General features: G+C 56.2%; 3 protein-coding genes. All 3 read left to right on the top strand.

Annotated elements, in window-relative coordinates; translation table 11 throughout:
• A partial coding sequence (locus tag WCA53_RS21005; RefSeq protein ID WP_423915172.1) for a T6SS effector phospholipase Tle3 domain-containing protein occupies positions 1-947 on the top strand: 947 nt, incomplete at its 5' end.
• Between the two features lie 189 nt (positions 948-1136).
• Positions 1137-2423: a hypothetical protein gene (locus WCA53_RS21000; RefSeq protein WP_423915170.1), complete on the top strand. Its 1287-nt coding sequence runs from the start codon at positions 1137-1139 to the stop codon at positions 2421-2423.
• The coding region (locus WCA53_RS20995; RefSeq protein WP_423915168.1) for a hypothetical protein at positions 2424-2640 on the top strand (217 nt) is incomplete at its 3' end.

Here is a 2640-nt window from a genome sequence, read left to right as displayed (position 1 = left end):
AGCCGACAATCGCAACAGAAGAACCCGTTCCCGGAAAAGAGGATCACCACAATCACGGGCGAGTGTTTGTGTACTGCTCGCCGCACGACCGCGTAATGGGTTCGACACCGTTGCAGAGCATCGGATGGAAAGGCGTGGACTATCGTTTGCCCGATCCCGAACTGCCGCGAAACAGGTTGAACCCCTTCGAAAAATACAATGGAGAAGGTAAGCCCGTGCTGTTCCAGCGTCAGTTCATGCGCGCTCATTCCGTTGGAAGTACACCAGATGCCGATGGGCCGAGAACCCCACGTTATCCTGATGATGGGCGGCCGCTATGGATTCCACCATCGCCGAAGGTCGCGAATTTATTCGATGAAATGACGGCTATCGGCAGGGACGAGAAGATTTACGTGAATGGCCCACGGGTACCCAATCCGATGCCATCCTACAAGATGTATGACTTCAACGAAGACCTCCCAACCGATCCAACCCGGAGAAAGAAGATTTCACAGGATAGTGACTTTCCGTACTACAAAGAATTGATCTACGAAAAGCGCAAAACGATCAACGACGAACCGCCTGTCGGTGAGACGTATAGCAAATCGCACCGTCAGTCCTATGAAGAAATCGTACATGAGATGGACACGACCGATGCCATTCCAACGAATCACAGCACAATCTTTACTTACCAGCAGGGCGAGTTGGCTAAGCGCGTGCTTGCCTATGACCTCCCGATCGGCCGTGCCGATAGCTTTGCCGACAGGCCATTCTGGAGGCAACTAATAAAAGACGCCGACTGGCTGGAAGCAGGAAGTGACCTGAGCTACGAGCAAGGAGGCGACTTCGTCGCGCCACTACCTCCACCCGGCGTTGACCCCGAGACACGTCGGATCGTGCAAGAGGATATCGAACGCACAAGACGACTTTACGGGATGAATACTGCCACTGGCAATCGCGCCGCATGACGATCGCTATAACGGCTAACGGCGAGCGAATCGACAGCCGGTCACGCAGGCTAGGTGCTCCGGTTTGTCCAGGTCTCCCGAAAGCTATCTAAAACCCGATGCCCCGCCAGAAAGCCGCGTTGCGCGCAATTCGTGCAACCCGCTGCTCGCGTAGGGGTTTCCGCTACAACCCGCAACATACATATCCTCATGGCTCTCAACCTGTCGTCATTGCCGCCCTCGGCAGATCCCTTGCCTGAACGACCGTCGCCGCTGCGCTGGGCCGTCGTGTTCCTTGCGTGCGCAATGGCCGGCATGGTTGTCATCTTGCTACTCTGGCCCAAGCGCTTCCCAACGGCAACGCCTTTATTCTGGATATCGGTCATCGGCGTTCCTCTCGTCACTGCTGCTGTAGTTGTGGCCACGCGCTTTCTCATCCACGCAGGACAAGAGCGCGATGCCCAGACCTGGGACGGTGCCCGAGACGCCGATGTGGCCAAGACATTTCGCAGGGAGAGCCGACCGATCATGGTGCTGGCGTTCGGTCACCGCTTTTCAATGGATGACAAGGAAAACACTGCGGCAACGGTAGCGAACGGAGAACTCCTACTAAAAGCTCAGCAGACGCCGAGCAAACAAGCGGTTACCGCGCGTTGGCTGCACGCAATACCTCTTGAGTCAGGCGAAAAACCTGCCGAGTACGACGCAAAACGTCAATTGGCCACGCTTGATGATCTACTCGCCGGCTTGCTCGAATCGGTGGAGAAACAGATCAGGTCACTTCCCGCAGGCTTGCCTCTTCTCGTGAAACTGCATGTGTCTGCTCCGGCAGTTCAGGCCACCGTCGAGGAACGCTTTCGGTTCGCGTTGAAACCGTATGGGTTGCGTGATGTTTCCTTTGCCAACGATCCTGTTGCGTCGGATCTTATGTCGCTCGAAAAGTGGCTCGATATGCCTGCAGGTAAGGAGCGCGATCACGCGACCTTGCTCATTGTGGTCGAGTTGCATGACCTCGTTTCGCGTCTTCCTGCAAGCGGAAGCGCGGAAGCCGCGGTCGCGATGCTGATGGTCCCGGAAGATGTGGCCCAACGCTACCGGACTACGTCAGTTGCGCAACTTCACCGGCCGCGCGAAGGCACGGTTGCAACGCTGCTAGACACCGCAAAGCTCGCATTGCAGTGGGGGCAGAGCGGAGCCGATGCCGTGCGCCACTTATGGCATTCAGGCTTTGATAAGACCGCACAACAAGTGCTATTAACAACCGTAAAGAACATCGGCATCACGCTCACGGCGCAGCAGCCAGTCTCTGGCGAACACGACTTGGACCGATCAGTTGGAAACACTGGCATATCGGCAGATTGGCTCGCGCTTGCATGCGCATGCGAGTACGCAGAATCGTTTGGCGGCCCACAAATGGTCGCAATACACCGTGGGCGTCATGTGGCGCTAAGCATAGTCCGGGCGACCGATCGCCCCTCCTCTCATACAAGTCTCTAAATGGATCGCAAATTCTGGCTCGACATACTGCTGATCGGACTAATCGCCTTGTTGGCGGCGATGATCATATGGATCTGTAGCGAGCTGAACGTGTTCGCTTCGCCTGATGTTCCGGTTTTTGCTTATCAAGCCATCATGGGACTTTCCGTGATCGCTTTGCTCTCCACGGTCTGGACAACCGCTACACGCGCTAAAGGGGGCGAACGCCGCCTGTCAC

Origin of the sequence: Caballeronia sp., from assembly GCF_049581465.1 — a bacterium.
In the GTDB taxonomy this organism is placed as follows: Bacteria; Pseudomonadota; Gammaproteobacteria; order Burkholderiales; family Burkholderiaceae; genus Caballeronia.
Note: the sequence above shows the minus strand (reverse complement) of the source record. Positions and strands in the feature narration are given on the sequence as shown.